At 32.8% G+C, this 26,011-nt stretch carries 24 protein-coding genes; 7 read left to right on the top strand and 17 right to left on the bottom strand.

Annotated elements, in window-relative coordinates; genetic code table 11:
• Positions 1-4 precede the first annotated feature (4 nt).
• Positions 5-1,375, top strand: coding sequence for an MptA/MptB family glycosyltransferase (locus AC1EUU_RS04335; protein ID WP_480200150.1), 1,371 nt, complete (start codon positions 5-7; stop codon positions 1,373-1,375).
• Between the two features lie 314 nt (positions 1,376-1,689).
• Here the strand turns inward: AC1EUU_RS04335 and AC1EUU_RS04340 are convergent, their stop codons facing one another.
• Positions 1,690-2,634, bottom strand: a complete 945-nt coding sequence (locus tag AC1EUU_RS04340) for an MBL fold metallo-hydrolase (protein WP_480200151.1) — start codon at positions 2,632-2,634, stop codon at positions 1,690-1,692.
• Between the two features lie 114 nt (positions 2,635-2,748).
• Between AC1EUU_RS04340 and AC1EUU_RS04345 the strand changes: the two genes are divergently transcribed.
• Positions 2,749-3,060 carry a winged helix-turn-helix transcriptional regulator gene (locus AC1EUU_RS04345; protein ID WP_480200152.1) on the top strand — a complete coding sequence of 104 codons (312 nt, stop codon included), beginning with the start codon at positions 2,749-2,751 and terminating at the stop codon, positions 3,058-3,060.
• 108 nt (positions 3,061-3,168) lie between these two features.
• Here AC1EUU_RS04345 and AC1EUU_RS04350 read toward each other — a convergent pair whose 3' ends face one another.
• From AC1EUU_RS04350 to AC1EUU_RS04425, 16 genes are all read right to left on the bottom strand, one after another.
• Complete coding sequence (locus AC1EUU_RS04350) at positions 3,169-3,609, bottom strand: nuclear transport factor 2 family protein (RefSeq protein WP_480200153.1); 441 nt, start codon at positions 3,607-3,609, stop codon at positions 3,169-3,171.
• Positions 3,610-3,734: 125 nt separating this feature from the next.
• Positions 3,735-4,655: a helix-turn-helix domain-containing protein gene (locus tag AC1EUU_RS04355; RefSeq protein WP_480200154.1), complete on the bottom strand. Its 921-nt coding sequence runs from the start codon at positions 4,653-4,655 to the stop codon at positions 3,735-3,737.
• 361 nt (positions 4,656-5,016) lie between these two features.
• Complete coding sequence (locus tag AC1EUU_RS04360) at positions 5,017-5,805, bottom strand: UbiA prenyltransferase family protein (RefSeq protein WP_480200155.1); 789 nt, start codon at positions 5,803-5,805, stop codon at positions 5,017-5,019.
• A gap of 149 nt (positions 5,806-5,954) precedes the next feature.
• The gene (locus tag AC1EUU_RS04365) at positions 5,955-6,386 is read right to left on the bottom strand and encodes an antibiotic biosynthesis monooxygenase family protein (protein WP_480200156.1); all 432 of its coding nucleotides are present in this window, start codon (positions 6,384-6,386) and stop codon (positions 5,955-5,957) included.
• 10 nt (positions 6,387-6,396) lie between these two features.
• Positions 6,397-6,915, bottom strand: a complete 519-nt coding sequence (locus AC1EUU_RS04370; RefSeq protein ID WP_480200157.1) for a cytochrome b — start codon at positions 6,913-6,915, stop codon at positions 6,397-6,399.
• Positions 6,916-6,935: 20 nt separating this feature from the next.
• Entirely contained in the window at positions 6,936-7,703 is a 768-nt protein-coding gene (locus tag AC1EUU_RS04375) for a hypothetical protein (protein ID WP_480200158.1), read from the bottom strand.
• 76 nt (positions 7,704-7,779) lie between these two features.
• The gene (locus tag AC1EUU_RS04380) at positions 7,780-8,211 is read right to left on the bottom strand and encodes a MarR family winged helix-turn-helix transcriptional regulator (protein ID WP_480200159.1); all 432 of its coding nucleotides are present in this window, start codon (positions 8,209-8,211) and stop codon (positions 7,780-7,782) included.
• Positions 8,212-8,893: 682 nt separating this feature from the next.
• Positions 8,894-9,295, bottom strand: coding sequence for a VOC family protein (locus AC1EUU_RS04385; protein ID WP_480200160.1), 402 nt, complete (start codon positions 9,293-9,295; stop codon positions 8,894-8,896).
• Complete coding sequence (locus tag AC1EUU_RS04390; protein ID WP_480200161.1) at positions 9,285-9,824, bottom strand: YbhB/YbcL family Raf kinase inhibitor-like protein; 540 nt, start codon at positions 9,822-9,824, stop codon at positions 9,285-9,287. The genes AC1EUU_RS04385 and AC1EUU_RS04390 overlap by 11 nt, the downstream gene beginning before the upstream one ends.
• Before the next feature lie 94 nt (positions 9,825-9,918).
• Entirely contained in the window at positions 9,919-10,746 is an 828-nt protein-coding gene (locus tag AC1EUU_RS04395; protein ID WP_480200162.1) for a helix-turn-helix domain-containing protein, read from the bottom strand.
• Positions 10,747-10,921: 175 nt separating this feature from the next.
• Positions 10,922-12,115 (bottom strand): metallophosphoesterase, encoded by a 1,194-nt coding sequence (locus tag AC1EUU_RS04400; protein WP_480200163.1) that lies wholly within the window; start codon positions 12,113-12,115, stop codon positions 10,922-10,924.
• A 45-nt stretch (positions 12,116-12,160) separates the two neighbouring features.
• Positions 12,161-13,402, bottom strand: a complete 1,242-nt coding sequence (locus tag AC1EUU_RS04405; protein WP_480200164.1) for an IPT/TIG domain-containing protein — start codon at positions 13,400-13,402, stop codon at positions 12,161-12,163.
• Between the two features lie 133 nt (positions 13,403-13,535).
• Positions 13,536-14,750, bottom strand: coding sequence for an IPT/TIG domain-containing protein (locus tag AC1EUU_RS04410; protein ID WP_480200165.1), 1,215 nt, complete (start codon positions 14,748-14,750; stop codon positions 13,536-13,538).
• 76 nt (positions 14,751-14,826) lie between these two features.
• Positions 14,827-15,987: a hypothetical protein gene (locus tag AC1EUU_RS04415; RefSeq protein WP_480200166.1), complete on the bottom strand. Its 1,161-nt coding sequence runs from the start codon at positions 15,985-15,987 to the stop codon at positions 14,827-14,829.
• 18 nt (positions 15,988-16,005) lie between these two features.
• Positions 16,006-17,577 carry a SusD/RagB family nutrient-binding outer membrane lipoprotein gene (locus AC1EUU_RS04420; RefSeq protein ID WP_480200167.1) on the bottom strand — a complete coding sequence of 524 codons (1,572 nt, stop codon included), beginning with the start codon at positions 17,575-17,577 and terminating at the stop codon, positions 16,006-16,008.
• Positions 17,578-17,590: 13 nt separating this feature from the next.
• Positions 17,591-20,671: a SusC/RagA family TonB-linked outer membrane protein gene (locus AC1EUU_RS04425; RefSeq protein ID WP_480200168.1), complete on the bottom strand. Its 3,081-nt coding sequence runs from the start codon at positions 20,669-20,671 to the stop codon at positions 17,591-17,593.
• Positions 20,672-20,910: 239 nt separating this feature from the next.
• On the opposite strand from AC1EUU_RS04425, the gene AC1EUU_RS04430 reads away from it, so the two are divergent.
• The 5 genes from AC1EUU_RS04430 (at position 20,911) to AC1EUU_RS04450 (ending at position 25,935) form a co-directional block, all read left to right on the top strand.
• Positions 20,911-22,152, top strand: coding sequence for a helix-turn-helix transcriptional regulator (locus AC1EUU_RS04430; protein WP_480200169.1), 1,242 nt, complete (start codon positions 20,911-20,913; stop codon positions 22,150-22,152).
• A gap of 403 nt (positions 22,153-22,555) precedes the next feature.
• Complete coding sequence (locus AC1EUU_RS04435) at positions 22,556-23,104, top strand: TetR/AcrR family transcriptional regulator (protein ID WP_480200170.1); 549 nt, start codon at positions 22,556-22,558, stop codon at positions 23,102-23,104.
• Positions 23,105-23,546: 442 nt separating this feature from the next.
• Complete coding sequence (locus AC1EUU_RS04440; RefSeq protein ID WP_480200171.1) at positions 23,547-24,032, top strand: hypothetical protein; 486 nt, start codon at positions 23,547-23,549, stop codon at positions 24,030-24,032.
• 31 nt (positions 24,033-24,063) lie between these two features.
• A complete protein-coding gene (locus tag AC1EUU_RS04445; protein WP_480200172.1) occupies positions 24,064-24,975 on the top strand; it encodes a DUF5050 domain-containing protein in 912 nt (303 codons plus the stop codon).
• 45 nt (positions 24,976-25,020) lie between these two features.
• The gene (locus AC1EUU_RS04450; protein ID WP_480200173.1) at positions 25,021-25,935 is read left to right on the top strand and encodes a Kelch repeat-containing protein; all 915 of its coding nucleotides are present in this window, start codon (positions 25,021-25,023) and stop codon (positions 25,933-25,935) included.
• The last annotated feature ends 76 nt before the right edge of the window (positions 25,936-26,011 follow it).

Below are 26,011 nucleotides of genomic sequence, written 5' to 3' on the forward strand. Positions count from 1 at the left end.
AGGCATGGCATCTCACTTAAATATTCGTGCATATAGAACTCCACTCCTACTTACATTTATCAGCGCTTTATGCTATAGCTATTTTGCTTATTTCTTAGTGAGAACTGATTATGTTGTACTGGTTACGCTGTATACATGTCTGTTCATTTTATTTTATGGGTTGATAGCTTCGAAGACTATTAGTTTTAATGTTCTAGTAATTATAGCTTTTAGCTTCAGGGTTATTTTTTTATTTTCTATTCCTAACCTGTCACAAGACTTTTATCGTTTTATATGGGATGGGCGGCTCATTTTAGAAGGTATGAATCCTTATTTATCATTACCTGAGACGTTCATAAAACTGCAAAGCTTTCCCATTAGCCAAACGGTTGAGCTTTATGAAGGAATGGGCACCTTAAATGGGAGCCATTACACCAATTATCCTCCAATAAATCAATTGTGCTTTTTTATTGCAGCACTGTTTTCAAGTAAGAGTATTTTAGGGTCGGTGATTGTGATGCGGGTATTAATTATAGTTGCCGATCTTGGTATTTTATATTTTGGAAAAAAGTTATTAGTAAAACTGAAACTGCCCATCAGTAATATATTTTGGTATCTACTAAATCCATTTATTGTAATAGAATTAACAGGTAATCTTCATTTTGAGGCTATAATGATCTTTTTCCTTATTTGGAGTTTCTATTTATTAAGCATCGATAAATGGAAAACCGCCGCCCTGGTATTCTCACTTTCTGTTTCGGTAAAACTGATTCCATTATTATTTTTACCACTATTTTACCAATGGTTTACAAAAAAGGATATGTCGTTTTTAAAAGGCTTAAAAAGGCTCTCAATGTTTTATATATTGATCTTAGCGGCTAATGTGCTATTATTTCTTCCCTTTTATAATATACAACTTGTAACTAATTATTTTAATTCTGTAGGGTTATGGTTTCAGAATTTTGAGTTTAATGCCAGTATTTACTATATTTTTAGAGAAATAGGTTATCAATTTAGAGGTTGGAATGAAATAGCAATTATTGGTAAAATACTTCCTGTACTGGTACTTCTTTTTGTTATTATTCTAACTTTCTTTAGGAAGAACGAGACTCTTCAAGAGCTATTAACGGCCATGTTACTAGCATTAAGCTTCTATTATTTCACCTCAACTACCGTGCATCCATGGTATATTGCCACCATTTTGGCTATATCAATTTTCACAAATTATAAGTTTCCATTAGTATGGAGTTTTACCATTATATTAAGCTATTTAGCTTATGCGAATTCAAATAATACTGAAAATTTATGGATCGTTGGTCTTGAATATCTAATCGTTTATACTGTTTTGTTTTATGAAGTATTTACTAATAGAAAGCAACAGCTATTTTACACTTAACAGCCGTACAAACCAATCGAAGCAAAAATACCTCCTCCCACCATACCTCCAATTCGAATTGACGCTGTTTCTTTAAGAATAATTTTCTCACTCATGATTCATTATTTGGGCTTACTTGTTTTAATTAAATCATTCCCTTATCTGACCTCTTAATACTGTTTTAGAGCCATAGGCCAAAAGGGATGTATTTTATGAATTTTGTAAAGATATTTTCGCATTGTAATTTAAAATGACAAGATTAAAAATATAATTACTTAAAAAAGAGGGCGATCACAGTTATGCAAACACCCTCTTTTCGTTAACAAAAAACTGTTTTATTTGTTCTTAAGTTCCATGTGGTATTTAACACTGTTTAGTAAAAGAAAATCAGCTTCTTTATATGTTGGGTATAAAGCCTTCATTTTATTCATCGCCTCTTCTTCTGTTTTTGATGCTGCAATTGTAGTATTAAAATCATCGATATATTGTATCAATGTGTCAAATATTCTAACATCCGTTTCATCACCATGACCAGGGTAAATTGTAATATTAGAATCACCATATTTTTCTTTAAATTTAACCAGTTGTTTTCTCCAATTAGCAACGTGCTCAGTATCTACACCTTGCCCGAACCAAAGATGTACTCCATTATAGCACCAATCAGCAGTAAATAAACCATTTAACTCTTTAGAATATAAAGTTGTAAGGTGATTGGCTTCGGCGGCAGGAAAATCTGTATTAATTTCTAATGTTCCGCCTCCATTTAGCGTAAAAGAAGATTTATTTAATGCATTTATTTGTTCATCATAATCAAAACCGTCAGGGTTTTTGTCTGTTTTTGGCTTTAAATTTGGTTCTGCATCTAACCAACCTACACTTTCCATCCAAGTACTAAATCCTAAAATGTCTTTTTTTATGTTATCGGTAGCTACGATAATTTTAGCATTCGGAAATTCTTTTTTAAGCACATACATTCCTGTGTAATGATCTGGGTGACCATGAGAAACAAAAATGTGAGTTAATGGTAATCCTTTTGATTTAATCACTTTAGCTAATTTCTCAGCCTCTTCACTACTTCGTTGAACATCCATTGCAATAATAGATGTGCCATTGCTAAAAAGGTAGGTATTAACATGAGCTGTCTCTCCTTTAAATATGTCTAAAGTTAATTTGTTCTGCTCTTTGGTCTCTTGAGTTTCTACGATCTTCTGCTGATTATTTTTCTTGGCCGTATTGCATGACATTAGAAAAATTAATCCTAAAACGGTTATAAATTTCATTAGTTTCATTTTGTAACTTAGTTTAATTTTGTAATATTGTATGCAAATTTACAATGAAAATGATGTAATTCTACATGCCATTACATTTAGTAGTAACCTTTAAGTAACCAGAAAATGAGATATACTTATAAAAACCCAGATAATTGCCCAATGACCAATGTGATGTTTTCGTTAGGCGGCAAGTGGAAATTAATTATTCTCTATATACTTGTCAAAGGACCTAGAAGGTTTGGTCAAATAAATAGCTTTATTCCAAGTATTAGTAATAAAGTATTAACAGAACAACTTAAAGAATTACAAGAAGATACTATTATTAACAGAAAAGTTTTAACTGACCGCATTCCTGTTAATGTTGAATATAGCTTAACAGATAAAGGGAAAGAACTAATTCCTGTTATTGAGCTATTAGTACAGTGGGAGAAATAATATAATCAATAATTACATATCGCTTCTCTCCTATTCATCAAATTACACACGTTTTACTTTTTATCGTTAGCTATTTGTAGTGCACTACAAAAATTTATTTTTACCAATTTATCTTACAAATCTTACATTGATAATTAACCCATTTTTGACCTCATAAATCGAAACGTATTTTATCTTTTTATCCTTTTCTGTTACTATTTCACTATTGATGACGTATCTCCCATTACTAATTTGATCAACAACCTCAACGCTTAATGATTTTTCTTCAAAATTAGATTTAAATATTGATACTAATCTATCTGCCCCAGAACCGATTAATTTGTTAGGATAGTTATATACTTTAAAATCTTTATGGTATAGCTTAATAAAAGCATCAAAATTGTGCTCATTATAGAGAGACATTCTTTTATTTACAATTTCCAACGGCGTTAAATTTGCATTCTCTTTAGAAACTTTTAAGCTCCCATAATGATTATTTTGTGCATTTTTTTGGCATCCTATAACAAGAAATACCGTCAAACCAATAAATATTATCACTGTCTTTTTCATTATTATTTGGGTTTTAGTTTATAGACACAGTAGGTTTGTGTCAGTATTACATGAGACAATATTCAATAATATAATGGTAGAAATCTTTAAAAAACATGTATCCTTTAACGAAAAACCTAGTTTATTTATCTTTTTCTATATGTAGAAGGAGTGGATCCTGTATTTTTTTTAAACGCTATGTTAAAAGAGGTCACATTTCCAAAACCTGATTCATACGCTATAGTTGCAATTTTCTCTTTTGAATATTTAGTGTCGTTTAACAGAACTTCCGCTTTATTAATACGGTATTTATTTACGAAGTCGTAAAAATTTTGTTGAGCGTTTTCGTTTATAGCTTGTGAGATTTCTCGCGGTTTTACACTTAATTTCTCAGAAATACTTTTTAAAGTGACGCTGTTGTCTAAATAAATATCTTCATTTTTAAAAAGTTCTTTAATTTTCGAGAACAGTTCCTCCGAATCCATTTTATCTAATCTTGAACTACTATATTTCTGTAATATAAATTTATGCCTATTTAAAAAAAGATAGCTAAACGCATAAATTAAAAGAGAGTAAAAGATTGGCCCTCTTATGTAGTACGTCTTAAAATCAAAAAGATTTCCAACATAATGAAGCCAAATAAGTGTAGTACCAATCAATATATTACGATACCAATGTGCAATACTAACGGATCCCTTTGAATAGTTTTTTCTCAAATACAACCACGATAGTATCAAGTAAAAAAATAAGTGAAAAACTACAATTCCGTAATTCCAAAAAGATTCAAAATTCCCATTTCTTGGAATAAACGGGGTCAATAAAAGAAAAAAAACAAATGGTGCAAAATGGATGTAATGTTTTAATGTTATCTCTTTATTTTTTTCAAAAAGAGTAATTCCATAAAGCCATAAAGAAGGTGCAGCAAACAGAATACCCGAAACACCAATATTATTTTGCCAATTCTCTAGGGGTATATAATAGTTTAGTACTGATTTCCCAATTCTTATTGTTAGGCCTAATAACAAAAGACCAAGAAAGATGTTAGAATTTCTGTTTCCTTTTTTCAATGTTAAAAGGTAGAAGCTTAAAAAAAGACCTTGTGCAAGACCAAGTGAGGCAAAAATTAATATGAGTCCGGTGGTGAGAATATTATAAGAATTATATATTTTAATTAAACATATGACGACGATTCTCAAAATTTGTTACCAATAGAAAATAATATATAAATGCTAAAATAACAGTATAACCTTATGCTTTTTGTTTTCAGTTGAACTATATATTTATAAACATACTTCTCTCCTACTCACCGAATTACTCACCTTTTATTTAACCCTATTTACTTCCTTTTATTAGTTTATATTTTGGGAAACTAAAATATGCGATTAAATAGATCGAATAACATTAAAAATCTTAGAAATTTAATTTTAGTTAACTAATTAAGTAACTAATTCCCAATAACCCGATTGTACCATCAATAAGAACTGAGTAATAGAATTCAGGGCGCCTTTCCGTAGAGTAAGAGATCAAAAGCATTTGAATAGCAATGGTAAACGTAAATAATGATTTCGATAAAATATAAGGTGAAATAATTCCTAAATATATAAATACAAGAATCAAGAGAGAGATCGAAGTTCTTTTAGCCTTTTTAATGCCTAATACCTGTGGAACAGTTCGATGTGATGGTAAATCATATCTAATGTCTCTAATGTCAAAAGGAATCGCTACTGCAATAAAATACAGATAATGCATTGGAATAAAAATCAAGAAAACTTCCCATTTAAATATATTTTCATTCACTATTGGAAATGCTACAATTATTCCAGTCCATGTTAAGGCAATTAAATGAATTTTAAGATGAGGTAATTCACGTAAGCTCCTTTTACCTATTTTAACAACATAACAATACGAAATCATTAGTGATACGCTCACTAATGCAAGAACTGTGGGTGTTAAAGTATTAATCAATTGAGTTAAAATATATCCTCCAAGGAATCCACTAACAATACTTACAACTATAGTCAGTATTTTATGGTTATCGACCCAATTTAACCAAGGCGTCTCTGCTTTCAACTTTGCTTTTATTACTCTTTGGCCATTATAAACACAAAGTGTAGAGAAAAAGGCGAATAACCCATAATTCAAATAGTTGTTAAGATTAAAAGTACTAGCGATTCCGGCTGATAGCAACCCAGCTGAACTCGATATAACAAGATTCAAATGGATAATATATTTTAGCACCTCCTTGAATAATTAAATATGCGAGATCGGGTCATTCAAATATTGATCATATGAGCGAAAGAGAATTCAGAGACTTGTTACACTAAGACCCACATGCGTTCATGCTCATTTATAACCTTCAGATTTTTTCATTCCCTAATTAATGTGTAAAGTGATGGATTGGCTTTAAGCCCTTCTGTGGGAGGAACTCCTAGTTCCTTTGCCATTTTCTTACTGGCATCTGTAAATGCTTTTGGGCTTTCCCAAACAGCTACATTTATGAGTTGAAATTTTGCTCCATCTTTTATCGATTTGTGCAGTTTCGTAGAAATATAGCCTGGCTCTTTTTTAAGAAAGTCTCTACAGGCTTCCCAATAGACAATTGATTCTTCTAATTTTCCTTCTGGGACTTCAAATGGGTTTATAAGGATAATATGTTCTGAGTTACTAGTTTCCATATTGGATTTATTATTAGATTTTTCTGCATTATTACATGAAATTACACTTGCGAATAATGCTATTGTTAAAGTTATTCTTGAAATTTTCAATACAATTCCTATTAACGGTTTTGACACATTCATAATTTATTTTTTAAGACATTCTTTTTAGAGTATTTTCTTTAGTGAGTATATAATGTTTTAGAACACCTACTACATGTAGAACCAATAATAAAATCATAATTGTTGCTAACAAACCATGTGCCTTTAATGACGCAATATTTTCTTTAGGAAGTATTGAATCTGAATTACCAGATTTTAATGCATCAACATAACCACCACTAAACAAAGTAGCTAATCCTGCTATTGAAATAGCAATTAATAAAAAATAGAAAGCATTGTGAATCCATACAGCAAGTTTATCATTGAATTTAGAACCCGTTTTTATGTCGTCAGGACGTTCAGACTTGAAAAACAAATAGCTTCTGATGATGGTTAATATAAAAACAAAGATACCAAGTACTGCATGAATCTTTATGATACCTAACTTTTCTGAAATTGAAACATCTTCCATGTATTTTCCCATAGGAAATAATGCTAAAATTAGGATTGCTGTTAACCAATGAATGATAATATTTCCTTTACTGTACTTTTTTGTTAAATCGTTCTTCATCTCTGTTTTATCATAATATTTTATTTGTAACTCTCTCCTAACCAAAAGACACCAACTGAATACAATTTGAACGACGCTATATCTTCTTTAGTAAAAGGCAATGCGTTACATATTTTATTAGCTTCTTCCATTGTATTTGCATTGATAAAGAATACAAAATCAGTAACATTATTAGATTTCTGCGTTCCTTCAATATCAAAATATACATTTTCAATTGTACCTTCATTCCATAATTTTAAAATAGTATCCGCTTGAGATTTAATTAAATCATCTGATGCCTTTTTTAAATCCTTAGTTGTCCAAACAGATATGTACGAAGAAGTAATTCCTTTGTCATTTATTTTATCCAAGTCTCTACTTAACCATTTTGTTCCAACTGGGTAAATTGAATAATTTGCTATTCCTTCTGTTACCAATGTTAACTTGTTCAGTTCTTCTTCAGCATCTTGATAAGATTTAGCCTTTAAAACAAAAGAAATATTAGGAAAGTAAGCTAGTTTGTCAATTTTTGAATTTGAATTATAATAAGCATCTGTGATGATATCATCCTTCCATATATTATTTACTTCATTTGAAATTTTTATCAGGTTACTTTCAACCAATTGAACATCTGTGGTCATCCATTTCCAAACAACAACATAGTTATTCCTTCCGATCTTGGAATCATCCTGCTTATCGGATTTATTTTGTTCCACTTGTTTTGATTGTTTCTCTTCTACCTTAGATTCATTTTGTTTACAGGCTAGTATCATGAGTAAAAAAGATAGGATAATCAGTGACTTTTTCATTTTATCGAATTTGTAGATAATTATTTAAATTTGCTATAACAATATTTGCCATAACAAATATATAAATAAAAAATTACTACGTTAGGTTAACAATAATTTTTTTGGATATTTCGTTATACATTTTCATCTCTTTTCTACTAATTCCTTTAGATATCTTTTCTAAAATATTTACAGCTAAAGGTTCAACTAAATCACGCACCTCAGTTCCTTCTTTCGTAATAGACAACTTCCAACTTCGACGATCATTGGAATCTGCTTGTCTAATTACCAATCCCTTCTTTTCAAGCTTATCGACCATCCTTGTTATATTCGCATTGTCTTTAAAAGTTAGTTTAGCCACTTCTTTTTGGGTTAAACCAGATTTTTCATTTAACCTATTAAGTACAGCCCATTGTTCAGGCGTTACATCGATATTATGATTTTTAATCGCAGAACTCAACTCTCTTTTTAATAATAGTGCCGTCATATTGATTAAATAACCTGCAGATTGATCTAAAAAAGATTTCATTTAATTGTCATATTATTAATTCACATAACAAATATATACTTTTCTTTATCCTTAAGCCTTATTTATAGGACTATATCCAATCTTTCAGTTTGGAGCAAGGCTTTAATTAGATATATAATATACTACGTTAATATTGAAAATCTTATTGCTAATTCGGTGACCTATCAAAAAATGAAAAAAGGTCACCGAATAGGTCACCTTTTTATTGATGTCATTTGAGTTTAAATGGAACTAAATAAAATGAAAATGCCCACAAATCATTTTATTTGTGGGCATTTGTGCCGTTTTAGCGGAGAAAAAGGGAACAGAACCTTGTTTGTACATTTCTGATAAACAAACAATTACAAGCACTTCTTTATCCTACTCACCGAATCACGCACCTTTTATTTAGTCCTATTTGTTGCTATTTAATACTCAGTATCAAATCATTTCAAACTAGTAAAATAATGTTCTGCATTTGGTGCCACCTTACTACCATTACTAGCAGCTGTAATTGATTGTCAGAAAAAATACCGCCATCATGCAGTTATACTATTAAGAACTACAGTTGGATGAATCATTTCTATTTTGATTTTTTATGGACTGACAAATGGATTCAAAGGTGTTGAAATTCCACATGGCTATCACAAAATCAGTAGCTAGAAATAAGATTGATTAAGAAAAAATGTTTTAGTTTAATATATCAACAATTCATATAACGAGATAATTCAATCAAGTTACCATCAATATCTCGTATATAAATAGAACGAACGGCACCAAGTGCGCCCGTTCTATTTACGATACTATTAATAATCGATATAGACTTATCATTTAAAATTTGTTCTACCTCCTCTATAGGGTTCGAAACAATAAAGCACAGGTCAGCACTACCCGATTGAGCAGCAGTTGCCTTTGGGTTGAATTCATTACCGACCTGATGAAGATTGATTTTTTGATTTCCAAATTTTAACGCTTTACGCGCATCTCCAAAAGTAATTTCTTCAAGACCCAAAACCTGCGTATAAAAGGCTATGGTTTCAGGAATGTTTCTTACAGTTAGAACAAAGTGATCTAGCCTTTGAATAGAAATACTTCTATCTGCCATAGTACATTATCAATGAAGCCTTTGCTAAAGCGTTGTTATTCAAATAAAACCCGACTAAAGCCGGATTAGCAGTTTGATCCAAGCCTAATTTATCTGCTTTTAATGCATACACAGTTATAATATACTGATGAGCAGCATCATTCTGCGGAGGGCAAGGGCCACCATAACCACCCGTTCCAAAATCTGTAAGACTTTGAATTGCTTCTTTTGGTAGTACATGTTTTGAAGTGTTTCCTGCTCCCGCTTCGATATGATTTACATTTGCCGGAATGTCAAAAACAAGCCAATGCCACCACCCACTGCCAGTAGGAGCATCTGGATCAAACATGGTAATGGCGAAACTTTTTGTGCCTTTAGGCGCATTCTTCCAGCTAAGTTGTGGCGAAACATTATCACCCGTGCAACCAAAACCGTTAAAAACTTCTTTATTTGTTGCCTGACCGCCTATGCTTTCGCTCGATAATGTAAATGTCTGCGCCCAAAACAGACTTGGAATTAATACTGCTGATAAAATTAATAATCGTTTCATTTGCTTACATTTTTTAGTGTTATTACGCTACAAATGTCAGAAGGAAATGTATATAATAGTTAGCTCATTTTGTTCAAAAAATATACGAAAACGTTCATTTTAAAGATTGCTGAAATTGCTTAGGTGTGATTCCGTAGGTTTCCTTGAATGCGCTAATAAAGCGCGACAGACTTCCAAATCCGTATTTCAAATAAATGTCTGACGCTCTTATATCAATATCTTTAAGTTCATTTTTTGATAACTCCAACCGTCTAAGCTTGATCCATTTTGAGGGTGTGGATTTATAAATTTTGTAAAATGCCCTTTTAAATGTAGAAATACTCATGTTGCAAAGAAAAGCCAACTCTTCTATGGTAAGGCTTTCCGTAATGTGCTCTTCAATAACGTACTGCAGATTAGGATACGAGGATTCTTCCCTTAAGAAGGAAAATAACTCGCTTCCAAATTTTTCATGGCAGTACAATAGTAGTTCTTCCACTTTGGTTCGTTGCATTCTGTAAGAGAGTTCAATGCTGCTAATAGAGGAGACAAATAATTTAATATAGCTATCAAAAGGTAAGACACGAAACAAGTCTGTTGTTTTCTTACCAGCATTGGGTATTATATTATATTTCCGAATAAAACCCTGTAAAAATTCACTTGAAAATAAAATTAATTTACTGCGGTAGGTAGTGTTTTCTGATAGTGTTTCGGTCATCAGACAATTACCTTTTTTTACTACCAAAAAATTATCAGGATCGATCTTTTGATTTTTAAATGAAGTATGAATTTCCTTCATTCCTTCTACCAAAAGGCTAATAGTATAATATTTAAATGAAATTTTTTGCCTGTTTAATTTTTTGTGGTGAGTGTAATTAATAATATAAGCATCTTGCTCAATCTGATTATCTAATAAATCTTCTGGAATCTTTACAGTGCTCATTTTATTTTCTCAAATAGAAATACAAAATTGACGAATATAAGATAGTCATCCTAAATTATTAGATAAAAGTTGTGATACTAATTTATTTAATATCAAGAAAAAGCATAAAAGCAATAGAAATTTGGTTAAAGTGCTTCGCTATTTAGTGGTAGTTTCTAGAAAATTTTGTGCACTTTTAGAACTTTAATTTGAACTTTTGTCCACGATCATTTACCTTAAAGTAATTATCTTTTTCTATTAAAAGCCCTTGCGATTTCCCTGTGAATTTTTCATCTTCAATATGCTTAATATCTACACGTATTACCTTTCCTCCGAAATCACTTGATATTTCATTGTCAATTATGGTATGGCCGATAATGATCTGATCTACATCGTAAAATTTTAAAATCTGATCTAAACTATTTGGATTAATTTTGTTATAGTGAGAGTTATAATCTTTTACTAGACCTCTATACCATAGTGGACCTAATCTTCCAAATACAAGGTTTTCGTATTCATTTTCACCAGGATGGTTGGTTAGATTCTTTCGAATGTTCCTTCGAACAATATTGTTAATCTTTTCAATGGTTAAATTAGCATCAACAACGTCCTCACTTATACCTCCGTGAAGATAAATTGCATTACCGATCTTTTCAATGGTGTTTTTTGATGCGATCCATTTGGCAATTTCATTCGTATTTGACAACAAATGCAAATAAGCTTCTTTTTCATCTTCTTTACCTGATACTATTTTTGCCAACTCAATATATCTACGTTTCACATATCTCAAATTTGCATGCATATTCATTATATCATGATTTCCGAGAATATAATGCACTCTACCCCCGGCCTTTGCTGCTTCTTGTTCTAATCTGTAAAGTAACCAAAGGCAGGGCCATGCATTATTTCCTCTATCAACCATATCTCCAGCTATAACTAAATGTCCCTTTCCAAAAATCCAGTTATAGTTCTTATCCATGATCTTACCACCCACCAACATGCTATAAAAAGCATTAAAATTACCTTCAATATCTGAAGTAACAAATAGCTTTTCAGGAGCACTATAGATAGCTTTTGGTATTTCGTAAGTATCTTTCAACGTAAATGAAAAACTGTCCTTATCAGAATTGTTAACATAACAGACAAACTTTTGTCCGACTGATTTTTTAAATGATCTATTGAGGATATAAAAAGAGGAGTCAATGTCTTTTTCAACGGTAACAACCGATAAACTGTCATTTCTATCATAAATATAAGGGCCATCTATTTCATCCAATACTTTCGTATAAGTTCTTGATGAATGATCTGATGTGTTTTTATGATTTTCACATCCGAGCATAATACCAAAAATCATCGTTGATAATAAAATAAAATGGCTCTTATTCGTCATGATAGCTATAAATATTAAGTTCAAAAAATCTTTCTACGACGGCATTCAATTATAAGATTTCACAAAAAAATCATCTACTATTATTCCATCGATATCCTTAAAATAAAAATGTGCTAGTGTAGCATCTCCGTTATAATTAAATACTCCAAATAAAGCACCATGTTGTGCTCCATTATTACGAGAATAAGTACTAGCCCACCACGGTTTTTTATCCAAATCATCTTCTGCATCACGAATGCTTTTCCCTCCAAGACCAGAAACGAAAGCAAACGACCTTCCCTCATCCATAGGTGTAGATGGATTATCTTTATATAAACCTATAGTTTTTTTGTTACTCGAAATACTTTGAGTTTCAAAATTACTCATTTCATACGTTCTGCAATACGAATGCTCATGTGCTGTGGCGATAATAGCTCCTCCCTTTCGAGAATTCTCATAAACACTCCAACCGGCTTCATCGCTTTTTCCTCCAATTTGCATTAAACGTTGATTTTTATGCCAAAAGGCAATATTCCAAATGGCGTTACTTTTGTTTAATCGTTCTTTAATATCATTACCGGCATTCGTCGTGCTGATTCCTAATTCATCAGGAGCTGAGCATACAAAGAAAATTCCCTGATATGAAAAAGAGCTTTGAACACCTAGTCTACCTTGCCACTGAATTCCTAAATTGTTAAACCTAGCTTCTAAAAGTGATTGATAACCATTAGTCCCGTTCCATACTTTATCATCATGGTTACCGACGGAATAAAAATATGGAAAATCAACTCCTAAAAATTGCTTAATATTGTTGTCAAAATCTTCTGGAACTTCTGAGTAATTAAGATCCCCTGGATGAACAATCGCATTTGCCCCTTCGTTTTTGATAAGTCTTAAAACAGCATCAGCATCTTTACCTATATGTGAATCTCCTATAAATGCAATTGTAAAGTTTACAGGTGTTTCAATAGTAAAATCAGGTCCATTCGCAACTTGAGAAGTTAACTTTACAGAAATAGACCCGCTCATTGCACCTGCTGGTACTTTCACAGAAATTTCGATATCGGAAACTGCTATTATTTTTTCAGCCTTTATACCATTAAATGCTACAGTAAGATCTTTTGTGTTATTACCAAAATTGTTTCCTTTAATAGTCATCGTACTACCTGTTAATCCAGATGCTGGAGCTATTGATGAAATCTTTGGTCTCTGAATCTCATTAGAATTTTTATGAGTTACTTCACTACTGGCGCAACTTAAAATCATTAATGAGAAGAATAGGCTTGCGATTAAATTTCTTTTGTTCATATTATCTATATTCATTTTAAAAAACTCAAACTTTAGAACTTAGATTAAAACAGCGTCAATAAAAATTTATCAACGCCGTTCACTACTAAATCAAATAATTAATATTCGAATCAAACAAAATTGCTATTACCCCTTATTGATAAATGATGGTTAGTTCAGCGCCGTGTTCGGGAGTAGATGACGAGTAGTTTTCTGCTTCTCTTCCTCCACTAGAACTGGTAACGCCGATACTTACTCCGGTATGTTTCATAATGATATTTATGCTATTACCAGACGTCCAATCTGCTCTATTTACAATTTCTTGAATAATACTTGCTATGTTTACTGTTCTTTGAGCTTCTCCTCTGTCACCTGTATTAATCCAAGGAGCTATGCTCCAAACTTCGCTTGCAGTAGTTAATGTTCTTGCACTTAAATCACCAACAGTTTCAGTATAAGGTGCCGCATCAGCCACATTTTCCCCGTAAATAGTAAGTTCAACTGCATTAGAGCCTGTATTGTCAGCATTAAACTGGATATTAGCTTCGGTTATGGATGCTCCCTGAGGTATCGATACATTATTATAACGTAAACCAATATTCATTAATCCCTGATCATTACTAATTTCGCCAAGTTCTAAGTCACTACTTGTTAAATCCATAGTACCCACAACAACTCCTGGATCAGGATCTGTTGTATCTACTTCGGCTACTTCTTCTACATCATCATCATCAGAGGTAAGTGCTATTTTTAATGTTATTGCAACTGTAAAATCTTCTTCACTAGTATCTGACTGACCATTTACTTCAACAGTTATTGGACCGCTGGCAGCACCGTCAGGTACTGTAGTAGTAATGGAAGTTTCTGTCGCTGCATTTACCGTGGCAGCAACTCCGTTAAACCAAACCAAATTTTCAGTTAGTACAGGACTAAACTTATCACCAGTAATGGTTACTTCGTCACCTACTTCTCCAACTTCTGGACTGAACGAATCTATCACAGGAAAAGGGGCAACCGTAAAAACACCGGCCTTAATGTTTAAATCTGCGTGGGATATTGTTACATCTCCTGTGGTTGCCCCTTCCGGTACATCAACTACTAACGAATTCTCTGTTCCTTGTTTAACGACAGCCATAACACCATTAAAGCTCACTTTATTATTTGAAGGTGTTCTACTAAAATTTTCACCAGTTATAGTTACTTCATGTCCAATATCACCAATAGTCGGATTGATCCCTGTTATTATGTGTGGTACTATAGGATCTGGCACATACGTATAATCTACATCATCACATGACACTGCAATTAACCCTATCAGTATTACTAATCCAGTAAAGAGAATATGTATACTTTTTATTTTTTTTACCATTATTTTCATTTTTTACTTTTTAAAAATTAGATAAAGCAATGATTTAGAGTGACTCATTGCTTTATCATTACTAACCCTAATTACTTGGGCCATATACAAGCATCTCATCAAAATAGATTTCTTCACTTGAACTATCGATTTCTGAATCTATTATCAATTGATAAGAGCTAACGTTATCTAAAAACCCTGAATCAATGATATTCCATTTGCCTTCAATGGCATTAATTTCATCTCCACTGATATTTAAAAGTTCAATGGTTTCCATTGCGCCATTTTTTTCGATCTCAACATAAACTCGTATGGTATCATCATCTTCCCAACTTGTTGATCTAAAAAACACCTGAATACGTACTCCAGTTTGCGGTTCTTCAGTCACATTAACATCAACTTTATCAAACATTAATTTATATAAGCCATCAACATCTTCTAATTGGAATCCTTGTATACCATCAATATAAGCTCCTACATCCTCCGTTTTTCGAGTAACACCAATTTCTTCATTGCTGAAACCACCGTCTCCATTACTAAAGAAAAATGATCTGAACCCAATTTCGTTGTCCACACCATTTCCCACGGCTGTATGCATCACATGGCGTTCTCCATCATGATTGAATAATTCCCCTTCATCATCGTCTCCTTCTCCCGCAGCCCGAACGTAGTCGGCACTAGTATCTGCAGAGGCAAAAGGTTCTTCAAAAGAGGTTCCCCTTATTTTTCTAGGTGGTGGCAAGAAAAAAGTAACTACCGTATTCATAGCACTGTCTCCATTGGTTTCCAAACTACCCGGACCGACCGACCCTCCTTCCAGCGTATTGGTATCCGTATTAAAACTTGGATTCAAACCATTGAATATTCCCGATGGGGTAGTAACATCTGCCACAAATTGAAACTCGGTATCGGAAGTTAAATCCGCAGTTGTTAGATTTAATGCATCCAGGACAGACTGGAGCGTAACCACTAGATTAGATGGAAATGTGCTTATTTCCAAGAAATTTTCAATCTGAACATCGTTATGAACCAAGGTTAGTTTATAACTAGTTGCATTATTATTAAAATCCCTTATTTCCGCATTAATTAGGTCTTCTGGAAGGTCTAACAGGCTAAAACGTGTTTCCGGAATACCATTGGTAAACTCTATATAGCCACCGTTTACCGTTATATCTTCGAATATATTGTTATCTTCTTGAGAGCATGCTATACAAAGTATCAGAAATGCCCATTTAAATATGTTTTTCATTATTTGGAGCTTTAAGTTTTATTTAATAAACCCTGCAGGGTTGGTATCCCAAAACACTTGATTTGTTATTGGTCTTTGGTTCAATGACGAATTTCTGGATACAGCATCCCCTGGTAAAGAAAATGTTCTTGGAAAAGGAATGTTTTCAGCAAAAATTGGTATTTGAATATTCGACGGATACCCAGTTCTCCTATAGGCATTATACGCCTCTATAGAATTTCCATAAGCGGCCAAATAGTATTCTCTAATAACTATATCTAGTTTTTCCTGATTTGACGCTGCTAGGGTATATTCGCCCATTACAGACGCAACATAATCATCAATATCTGTTTGCGTTGCTGCAAAAGAAGGGTCTACTGTACTAAAATTTAGCACCTTATCCATTGATTTTCTAATACCCGACTCTAAGGAAGCAGTAGCATCACCGTTAGCCCCTAAAGACAATACAGCTTCAGCTTTTAAAAAATCTATATATGATGATAATAATATGGGAAAGATACCAGCGCCGCCTAAATTTGCGATTGTAGAACCAGGCACCGCATTATCGGCATCAAAGGCGCCCCCAGTCGGATATAGACCATAGATTGCTTTTAATTCTCTATCTGCGGGCCTTGTGGAATTATCACCATGATCTCTACCCCAGTAAAAATCACCAACATAGCAAAAATCATAAATATCGCCTTGCTCGCATCTTAAAAAATTACCTGTGGTCACATCTTGAGGGTTCACATTGGTTTGTCTGTAAACATAATACCTTAAGCGCGGATCTCTTACGGTTTTAGAATCTTTTAACAACCACATAAAATAATTACCCATGTATTGGCTAAGTCCACCAGGAAGGTAAGCACGTACAAAATAAGGATGTCTACTTTCGGGGCCACTAATTGTAGAATATTGAAACTGAAAATCGTCAGCAGTGGAAATAAAATTGTCATTTGACAACAGCGCATTGATTTCACTCGATTCGCCCATGTTTAGATATAATTTTAGCTTTAAGCTATTTGCTAATTTTATCCATTTTGAAGCATCTCCATCAAAGTAAATATCCAATGCCGGTTTAAATGTAGCATTGTTTAAATCTTCTATAGCTAGATCAATATCTGCTAAAAGAGCAGTATATATATCTGCATCATCACCTGGAGAAGGATTAAACTCTCCGCCTATATTTGCTTCTGTAAAAGGAACATCTCCTAAATAATCAATTAAAGTCGCCATACCATATGCATGTAATATTTTTGCAACACCACGATGAAATGAAATGGCTTCATTATTTGAGGCTAAATTGATCAATATTTGAGCGTTTTCTCTCATACGATACATGTCATTCCATTCCCCATCCAAAGCGGAAGGTTCAGCGATATCTGCATAGGTGTCTGACATTGCTTCATACCTCATAACATCATCTGTATTTAAACTCAGGGCATTCATTACTTGTCCAAAAGCAACCTGAACCTCATTCAGCAAAAAATCAGGACTTACCGCAGTTGGAGTTAGCTCATTAGGATTTTCTTGAAGATCAAAATCGGTTACCTCACAAGAATTAAAGACTAATCCAGTTACTACTGTTATTACTATTATTATTTTTTTCATCACTACGTATTTTTTAAAAGGAAATTGAAACACCGAATGCAAATCTTTTAGTAGTAGGTACGGTTGTACTGCTACTACCTCCACTCGTACTTAATTCCGGATCGGCATTGGTATATTTAGGGAAACCAGGAGCGTTATAGAATAAGTTTCTCCCACTAAAAGTGAGTGTTAAACTTTCAAAAGGCAGTCTTTGAAATTTTGATCTATTAAGGCTGTATGCTAATGCAATTTCACGAATTCTGAAAACAGATGTGTCGAAAGTACTATTGTCATCAGCATTGTAATAATTACTAAAAGCCGTCTCATCTGCATCTAATTGAATTGTATTAGGTATAGTCTGCCCGTTAGCATCTAGAAATGGAAGGCCAGTGGCTGGGTCTCCATAAACACCCGGGAGTATGAAAGAACCCTCACGATTTTCTGTATCTCTTGTAACTCCTCTTTCAATCAAATCCTCGACTAGATCGGAGAAATTTTCACCTCCATGAACATATTCTAATTGAGCAGAAAGTGTAAAACCTTTATAATTTAAACTGCTAATAGATGTTAATGACCAATCTGGGTTTGGATTCCCGATAATACGATCTTGTAAGCCTACATCATCACTTATTAATAACTCTCCCGAATCAGGATTTATTAAAAAGTTGCCTTCACTATCTCTCAAGGCAAAGGTACCCACCAATATATTTAAGGGTTGTCCTTGTATGGCAAAATTTCTACCACCTAGGTCAAGACGGTCCGTATCTAAGTCGGTTACAAGGGTTTCAAAGGCAGTGAAAATACCTCTAACATTCAAATTAAGGTCTTTACTTTTAATAATATCTATACCAAGGTCAATTTCTATACCTTCGGTTTCAATTTCACCAATATTAGTATCTGTAAACCCAAAACCCGTTGAACCATCTAAAGGACGAGTTACAATTTGATTTTCAGATATTCGTTTAAACGCTGAAGCTTCTAGGCTTACTCTATTTTTAAATAATTTACTTTCGATCCCAACCTCATATTCTCTATGCAATTCAGGTTTTAAATTTGGGTTTCCCAACCTTCGAGGTACTCCATTGCTGATTATTGAAGTACCATCGTTTGTAACGAAACGCTGAGCAGTGGCAGACAATGTGGTGCGCGTTCTATAACGTGAAGGGAAGCCAGAAGATGTGGCATAGGCACCTCTTATTTTCAGAAAATTTATGACGTCTGAATCAAAATTAAAAGCAGACTTAGGAAGAAAAGAGACGGATACTCCCGGATAAAACAACTGTCTGTTCTCAGGTTCAACCGTTGAACCCCAATCGTTTCTTCCTGAAAGAGTCAAATATAAAAATTGGTCATAGCTAAACTCAAACTGTCCAAAAACACCAGCAATATTCTCACTTTCTCTAACATTTTCGGTAGGATCATCATCATCTGTTGGTTCTGCAAAAATTAGCTCATAATTTTGAGGTCTTAAAAAGCCATAAACATTTTGATTTTCATAACGTGTCCAATTTGATTTGAATTTAGAATATTTAGAATTAATTCCTATTTGAGCATCCAAACCAATTTTATCAATCAGTTGATAATTTGCTTGCAAAATAAAGAACTGATCTACTACAACTTCCTTATTGTAATCCAATTCTAAAAAACCATTGACAAATTCATCGTCAAGCCCTCCTTTATTTGAAAAATCAAATTCATCTTCTGTGTCGGAATCATAACCTACGCGATAGCTTAAGTTTAAGTTATCGTTGATCTTATAATTCGCATTAAAAGTTCCAAAAATTCTAACAACATCATCATTTCTACCTGCATTATTTAAAGTCCACAATGGGTTTTGGTCAGACCTATAATAGACGTTCGCTCCGGTTACCGGATCTTGGAATGGCAAATTAGCAACATCCACACTTCTCGGGAGATATAGTAATCTTTCAAAGATACGCGACGCTCCTTGTGCAGAGTTTCGTTTCCGAGTAGAATAATTCAAGGTAGCTGAAACATTTAATTTATCTGATAATTCGGCTGACCCCCCGATTCCCAAATTAAATCTTTTAATATCATTGTTAATCATAATCCCTTCTTCCTCCGTGTAACCTGCAGAAATATTAAAAGCTGAGGTTTCTTGGCTTGAGCTTATATTTACAGATGATATTTTACCTATTCCTGTTCTAAAAAAGTCTCCTACATTGTTATATGGTCTATACGGGACAGTAACATTTGCAAATTCTGGAAAACTTGAACTTCCTGATAATGGATGAGGAACAACATCTAATTCAGAATAAGCCGGCCCCCATGAACCTACATTGCCTCCTACAAACCGCGTATTACTTCCTTGTCCATATTTATTTTGATATTCAGGTAAATTTGCAATTGTATTAGTATAAACTGTTTGAGAAAGGTTTACACTAACTTTCCTTCCACCACTAGAAGCGCTGCCACTTTTGGTTTGAATCAAAATAACACCATTTCTACCTTCACTACCATACAATATAGATGCATTTAAGCCTTTTAATACATTTAATGTTTTAATGTCATTGGCATCTATATCGATTAAACTTCCCGAGAATGGAACATTATTAACGATAATCAATGGGTCATTACTTTGATTTAATGATAATGATGATCTTATAGTAATCGCCGGGGAGTTACCTGTGCTTCCACTTGAAGCGTTAATTTGTACACCTGCCACTTTCCCCTGTAAGGTCCTGGCGACATCTGCTTCGGCTTTCTCTTTTAATTCATCTCCGTCGACTTGAGTAATAGCATACCCCAATGCTTTCTTCTCTTTCTTAATACCTTGAGCGGTTACAACGACTTCCTCCAATGTATTACCCCCTTCTAAGGTTACATTTATCGTCACTTGAGTTGACACAATAACCTCTTTAGTAGTCATCCCAACAAAACTGAAAATTAATGTATCGCCTACATTTGCTTGAATTGTATAATTACCATCGAAATCTGTAGTTGTTCCGGTAGTTGTTCCTTTGACGACTACATTTGCTCCAGGTAAGGGGCCTGAGCCATCTGAAACCACACCTTTAATGGTGGTTTTTTGCGCAAAACTACATTGGATGAAACCAAAAGTTATTAGCACAATTAGTAGCATTAGTTTTTTCATTGATAAGTATTTAATGTTAGTCACAACAAAGGTTTAATATTCAATGTTTGCAGTGTGTACACGCAGATACTATTAAGCTACTACAGCGGCATGAATTATATGGATTAAGCTACTATTATTGAAATATTTTATATCTTTAATAAAGGAGAATACTACTTTAGGCGAAGATTATGATGACCCCTATGAAAACGAACATTTATTTAAAAGTTCTATTTATAACGTTTCTTTTTATTTCAAACATGACAGTTATAAATAGTCAGACTAAAGTGATTGCCACAGGTGATGAATGGATGTATTATGACGATGGAGCTCCACTGCCAAATGATTGGTTTAAAAGTAAAAAAATAGGTAAGAACTGGAAAAAAGGAATATCTCCCTTAGGGTATGGGGATAGTATAATTGCGACAACAATTAGTTTTGGCAATGATCCGGAAAACAAGCACACCACTAAGTACTTTACTAAAACTTTTTTAGTCAAAGACCCATATAAGCATTTGATTTATAAATTAAATATACAACGGGACGATGGTATTGTTGTCTATCTAAACGGAAATGAAATTGTCCGTAATAATGTGCCTTTTGGTGTCGTTACTGATAGCACCAAAGCGAGCAGTTTAATTTTTACGACTGCAAATGAAAGTATCATTCATACACAATTCTTATCTGCTGATGATCTATTAGCCGGAATGAATACAATTAGTGCATCTGTTCATCAGGCAAGAAAAACTTCTTCGGATTGCCTTTTTAATTTGGAGCTTATAGGTTCAGACGATTCTGAAATGATACCTATATTATTAAAGGAACAAACCATTAAAAATTTAAACTTGGATTTAAAATTAATGGAGCTCAATCATAGGCAGGAATTGGAAAAGAAAAGTTTACAATTGGAGATGATTAAACAGTCCAAAAGTTCAATGAAAATTATTCTAATTAGCGTCATTGTCTTGCTCGTATTTATGGTGCTATACATTCTGCATTTATGGAGAGATTTTACAAACAAAGAAAAATTACATATTAAGAATATTGTCGAGTTGAAGGATAAGAACCAGAGTAAGGACAGAGAGATGATGAATATTTCGTTGAGTCTTTTAAATGATAGGCAATTTCTAAAAACATTAAGAAAAGATCTTGAAGAGAATATAAAAAACTCAGACAGAGGTACTAAACTTCTCAAAGGCCTCAAGCAAATTGCTAAAAATATAGATTATAACCTGGATTTTAATGATGATTGGGAAAATTTAAAAAAGCATTTTGATGCAGTCCATACTGGCTATGTTGACAGATTAAGTGATTTACATCCTTCGTTAACTGAAATTGAGCTTAGACACTGCATTTTTATTAAACTTCATATGCAAACTAAGGAAATTGCCAACATCTTACATATAGATCCAAGATCAGTACAAGCTTCAAGATATAGACTCAAAAAGAAAATGAGTTTAGATGAAAACACTGATTTGAAAAAATATTTGTTAAATATTTAAATTATAACTGAATTTTATTTTTCTCATTCTTTAAAATATAACCTCTAGAAAAAGAAGAAGGTCTCCAATAGGTCACCTTTTATTTAATGTTAATTGTGTTTAAATGAAACTAAATAAAATGAAAAACCCATCAATTCATAATATTTGATGGGTTTTGCTTCGTTTTAGCGGAGAAAGAGGGAACAGAACTTTAGTTATATAATTCTGATAATTAAATAATTACAAGTACACTTCACTCCTACTCACCGAATTACTCACCTTTTATTTAATGTTATTTGTAATAATTTGTCATTTCTTCCTTCATTTCTAACAAGATTTTTGTTTCTCATAAAGAAATGACATCATTAAACGCTATCGTTTAATATTTTTTATATATTTGCATTAAACGATAACGTCTAATACAATGCCTGCATTAAAAGTTGATCAAAAAGAATGGTTAGAACTGGGGATAGCGCACTTCTCTACACTAGGAAAACAAGGAATAAATGTAGAGCGAATGGCACAAAAACTAGACTGTAATAAATCCAGTTTTTACCATCATTTTAGAACAAAAGAAAACTTCCTTAATGAGATAATTCAGTATTGGTATAATAAAAGTATGGAGCCAATTATATCAGAAGTCGATGGAATTAAGGAGCCGAAGTTGCAGTTTGAGCGCTTTTTAGTTTTGGGATTTAGTGATAAAACTAGAAAAGATTTAATGTTCTATTTAAGAAAAGAGGCTGAGTCAAATCTCAAGCTACAACAACTTTTAAATGAACTTAAGAAAACAAGGCTTGAATATGGCACAAGGCTCATTCAAAAATTGGGTTATTCAGAATATGAAGCAAAACAAAAAGCAGAAATTTTGTACCTCTTTTATCTTGGTTGGTACGAAATAAACAAAGCATCAAATAACGATGAAGATATTATGGCCGCGATTAAACTTATTAAAACCTTCATTGAATTTTAAATACAAAAGATTACATGCATACAAAAAAATACCCTGTTCTATCAGTTACAATATATCTTTTGGTAGCTTTTCTCTTTTTATACCATTCTTTTAAGCTTTACAGTATACATCTAGGAGAAGACTTTATGAATTCTGAAAACTTCTTAAAGTCTTTTTCTACTGTATCAAAAGCAAGAATAATAGTAATCACTCAAAGTGTATTCAGAGTCATAATACTTATGAATCTGATTTTAATTGTTAAAAACAAAAAGATTGGAGTCATAGGAATGTGGTTAGGTATAGGGTTACTTGTGTTATCACAGTTTTGGTTGGTAAACGAATCTACAAACGAGTTGGTTTATTCTATGTTTTCTGGTTTAAAGCCATTGAAGGGATTACTATTACCAACTCTTATAACCATACTCTACATTAAACGTAAATAAATCGAGAATAAAAATTGAAAATGGACATTATCAATGATTGGAATATCATCAGACAACATTTTAATAAAAGTTTTAGGTCTAATTTTCACGTATCAATTGCGTCCGTTGATAATAATAATCATCCAACCGTGACTCCCATTGGCTCGCTTTTTTTAAGTGATGACCAAACTGGATTTTACTTTGAAAAGTTTCCATCGAAGTTGCCATTATGTGCAAATGTAAATAAAAACATTTGTGCATTAGGTGTTAATAGTAATCGTTTGTTTTGGATTAAATCTTTGTTCAAAGAGAAGTTTCCTGCTCCGCCTGCAATAAAACTTTACGGTGAATTAGGAGAGAAAAGAAAGGCTACAAAAAAAGAAATAGAAAGATTAAATAGAAGAATGCAAATAACCAAAAGGCTGAAAGGGAACGCATATTTATGGGGAAGCATGGAATTTGTTAGGGAAATTTATTTCAAAAAAGCAGAAAAAATTAACCTTGGTAAAATGACAAAAAATATTTAATACAAATCATATGAAACAACAATTAAATAGAATGAGAATACTACAAAAAAAGGGTGTGAGCTTAAAAATATTCACATACACGATTTCGTTAATCGTTCTTTTATCATGTGGCAAAGAATCTAAAACAACTTCTGATTCAATTGCTTATTCATCAAAAGAAACAGGTGATGTAGAAATTTACCTGACCGATAGTAAAGCTGAATCAAAAATCAGAATCACTAATCGCCCTGGGAGAGATGGTTATATAGCTTGGTCTCCTGATGGAAAACGCATTGCTTCTTATGGCTATTACGATGGAGGAAACACATGGTCTATTCATACCATGAATAATGATGGTACGAACATGAAACGATTAACATATGCTAATAACAAATGGGACAGCTCACCCACATGGTCTCCTGATGGAAAGAAAATTGCTTATGCTCGAGGCTATCAAGGTTCAGGAGAAGATTGGATAGCAGAAGTTTGGATTATGAATTCAGATGGCAGTGAACAGACTCAAATAAAATCACTAAATGGTGGAGGACCATACTTTACTCAAGAAGGAAAACTAGTCTTTCATTCCATCTTTCATTCCAATAGTGAAGAAATTTGTATAGCCAATATTGATGGCAGTAACATTACTAAATTAACCAATAATAATACTAAAGATTTGCATCCTGAAGTTTCTGCCGACGGTAAACAAATAGTTTTTATGTCTAATAGAGATGGGAATTTTGAGATTTATGTAATGAATATAGATGGCTCTAATCAAAAACGATTAACAAATAATGATGTCGATGATTGGAATCCTTCATGGTCACCAGATGGTTCTAAAATAATTTTCCAATCCGAAGACCAGAATGGAGCAAAACATATTAAAATAATGAACAAAGATGGTTCCTCAGTAGAAAAATTTATAAATAACGCTTTTGATGCGGTTTGGTTAAAAACACGAAAATAACAATGGTATACAAGGTTCAATTATTTTGAATTCAACAAATAGAACATGAGAAAAAGAAAGATTATTTTATTTCTACTAATAGTATTTATTTTTTCAGGGGTATATGCTCAAAAAATAGAATGGAAGGAAAAGGCAAAGCTTCCACAACCTATGAGAGGAGCAGCAGTTAGCTGCAATAATAATATCTATTTTATGGAGGCACATTCTAAAGTTTCAGGAGTATATGAATATAATGTCGTTGAGAATACATGGAAGAAAACAACAAATATGATTACTCGGGGATGGAATGCAAATTTAGTAGAAATAGATGGATTAATTTATGCTATTGGAGGATCAGGAGGAGCAAGAGGACCACTAGACAGACTAGAAGCTTATAATCCTTTAACCAACACATGGAATGTATTGGCACCAATGCCAACTGGAAGACAACACAACACTTCATGCGTAGCTAACGATAAAATTTATGTTATGGGTGGAATAACTATGTCTAGAAGGACAAATAAAGTGGTAAAAACTGATAAAAATGAAGTTTATAATCCAAAATCAAATTCATGGCAAACCTTATCCCCTCTACCTATGCCTTGTGAAAGTTCAATAATTTCTGCTGTTAGGGACAATATTTATGTGCTTTGCGGTGATATTTTATGGAAGTATGATACACTTTCTGATACATGGGAAACAAAAAGGAATTGTCCTGTTTGGATTTCTATTTTGCTTGGTAGTGCGGTTATAAATGATAAAATTATTTTTCCTGGTGGGCAAAACAAAGACAGAAAAGCCGTTTCAAGTGTATATATCTATGATACAACAAACGATACATGGATTAAATCAACCAATTTACCCAAACCAATACAGATAGGAGGTATTGCTACACTTAATGGTAAGGTTTATATGATTGGAGGTAATGATACTGATTTTAACAAATATGATACTGTATATGAAGGAGCATTAATTGATTAAGTACCAGAAACTGACAAAAAATTTTGTTAAAAAACAGATAAAATTTTGATAATCAATTAAATAAATAAATGTGAAA

This window comes from Maritimimonas sp. 2205BS37-2, from assembly GCF_056591755.1.

Excerpts from the sequence above, each read along its gene's own strand:
- AC1EUU_RS04335 (WP_480200150.1), top strand. The coding sequence starts at position 5 with ATGGCATCTCACTTAAATATTCGTGCATATAGAACTCCACTCCTACTT.
- AC1EUU_RS04340 (WP_480200151.1), bottom strand. The coding sequence starts at position 2,634 with ATGAAATTTATAACCGTTTTAGGATTAATTTTTCTAATGTCATGCAAT.
- AC1EUU_RS04345 (WP_480200152.1), top strand. The coding sequence starts at position 2,749 with ATGAGATATACTTATAAAAACCCAGATAATTGCCCAATGACCAATGTG.
- AC1EUU_RS04350 (WP_480200153.1), bottom strand. The coding sequence starts at position 3,609 with ATGAAAAAGACAGTGATAATATTTATTGGTTTGACGGTATTTCTTGTT.
- AC1EUU_RS04365 (WP_480200156.1), bottom strand. The coding sequence starts at position 6,386 with ATGAATGTGTCAAAACCGTTAATAGGAATTGTATTGAAAATTTCAAGA.
- AC1EUU_RS04370 (WP_480200157.1), bottom strand. The coding sequence starts at position 6,915 with ATGAAGAACGATTTAACAAAAAAGTACAGTAAAGGAAATATTATCATT.
- AC1EUU_RS04375 (WP_480200158.1), bottom strand. The coding sequence starts at position 7,703 with ATGAAAAAGTCACTGATTATCCTATCTTTTTTACTCATGATACTAGCC.
- AC1EUU_RS04380 (WP_480200159.1), bottom strand. The coding sequence starts at position 8,211 with ATGAAATCTTTTTTAGATCAATCTGCAGGTTATTTAATCAATATGACG.
- AC1EUU_RS04385 (WP_480200160.1), bottom strand. The coding sequence starts at position 9,295 with ATGGCAGATAGAAGTATTTCTATTCAAAGGCTAGATCACTTTGTTCTA.
- AC1EUU_RS04390 (WP_480200161.1), bottom strand. The coding sequence starts at position 9,824 with ATGAAACGATTATTAATTTTATCAGCAGTATTAATTCCAAGTCTGTTT.
- AC1EUU_RS04395 (WP_480200162.1), bottom strand. The coding sequence starts at position 10,746 with ATGAGCACTGTAAAGATTCCAGAAGATTTATTAGATAATCAGATTGAG.
- AC1EUU_RS04400 (WP_480200163.1), bottom strand. The coding sequence starts at position 12,115 with ATGACGAATAAGAGCCATTTTATTTTATTATCAACGATGATTTTTGGT.
- AC1EUU_RS04405 (WP_480200164.1), bottom strand. The coding sequence starts at position 13,402 with ATGAACAAAAGAAATTTAATCGCAAGCCTATTCTTCTCATTAATGATT.
- AC1EUU_RS04410 (WP_480200165.1), bottom strand. The coding sequence starts at position 14,750 with ATGGTAAAAAAAATAAAAAGTATACATATTCTCTTTACTGGATTAGTA.
- AC1EUU_RS04415 (WP_480200166.1), bottom strand. The coding sequence starts at position 15,987 with ATGAAAAACATATTTAAATGGGCATTTCTGATACTTTGTATAGCATGC.
- AC1EUU_RS04420 (WP_480200167.1), bottom strand. The coding sequence starts at position 17,577 with ATGAAAAAAATAATAATAGTAATAACAGTAGTAACTGGATTAGTCTTT.
- AC1EUU_RS04425 (WP_480200168.1), bottom strand. The coding sequence starts at position 20,671 with ATGAAAAAACTAATGCTACTAATTGTGCTAATAACTTTTGGTTTCATC.
- AC1EUU_RS04430 (WP_480200169.1), top strand. The coding sequence starts at position 20,911 with ATGACAGTTATAAATAGTCAGACTAAAGTGATTGCCACAGGTGATGAA.
- AC1EUU_RS04435 (WP_480200170.1), top strand. The coding sequence starts at position 22,556 with ATGCCTGCATTAAAAGTTGATCAAAAAGAATGGTTAGAACTGGGGATA.
- AC1EUU_RS04440 (WP_480200171.1), top strand. The coding sequence starts at position 23,547 with ATGGACATTATCAATGATTGGAATATCATCAGACAACATTTTAATAAA.
- AC1EUU_RS04445 (WP_480200172.1), top strand. The coding sequence starts at position 24,064 with ATGAGAATACTACAAAAAAAGGGTGTGAGCTTAAAAATATTCACATAC.
- AC1EUU_RS04450 (WP_480200173.1), top strand. The coding sequence starts at position 25,021 with ATGAGAAAAAGAAAGATTATTTTATTTCTACTAATAGTATTTATTTTT.